Source organism: Chryseobacterium sp. RR2-3-20, assembly GCF_017808115.1.
Lineage (GTDB): Bacteria > Bacteroidota > Bacteroidia > Flavobacteriales > Weeksellaceae > Chryseobacterium > Chryseobacterium oryzae.
Map to the genome: position 1 here is coordinate 1 of NZ_JADQBD010000202.1, position 536 is coordinate 536.

1 protein-coding gene is annotated in these 536 nt (G+C 33.0%); it reads left to right on the plus strand.

Going from position 1 to position 536, the window contains the following annotated elements; genetic code table 11:
• A partial coding sequence (locus IV513_RS15685) for a hypothetical protein (protein WP_209391484.1) occupies nt 1–196 on the plus strand: 196 nt, incomplete at its 5' end.
• Nucleotides 197–536 lie beyond the last annotated feature (340 nt).

The following is a 536-nucleotide window of genomic DNA, read 5'->3' on the forward strand; positions in this document are numbered from 1 at the left end:
TGTTTGGTCTAGTTTGAGGGATATAATCTACAAGGAAAGAATTGAATCCCGTGGAGAGTTGCTTCAAAAAATTCAAGAAGCTGCCAATGTAATCAGAAATAATGCAGGACTGATTTTTAACATTAGAATATCTCTAATAAAACGACTAGAAAAGTGCATTGAAGTGGGTGGTGCACATTTCGAGCAGTTGCTCTAAATAAGTTATTCACCGGTATAATACGTGGGCGCTTGCATTACATATGACAGTTATATCAACTTGCTACCCCTATGAAAAATCAATTTTAGAATTCACTATTATCATGTTTGTTATTTTTTTTACTATGAACACTCTAGAGACGTTATAACTTCCTCTTGCGAACACTATGTCGCCGTAAGGCCTATTAAAAAACTTTACTAATAAACTATGATTCACTTTGTACCTATGCATTATTTCCTGTTATTATTTATTATTTACCTGAGCTTCGTATTTACAAATCAAAAATTGTGTCAATAGGACGAACTGTATTGAAACTTTAGAAGGCAAATATCTCGAAAAC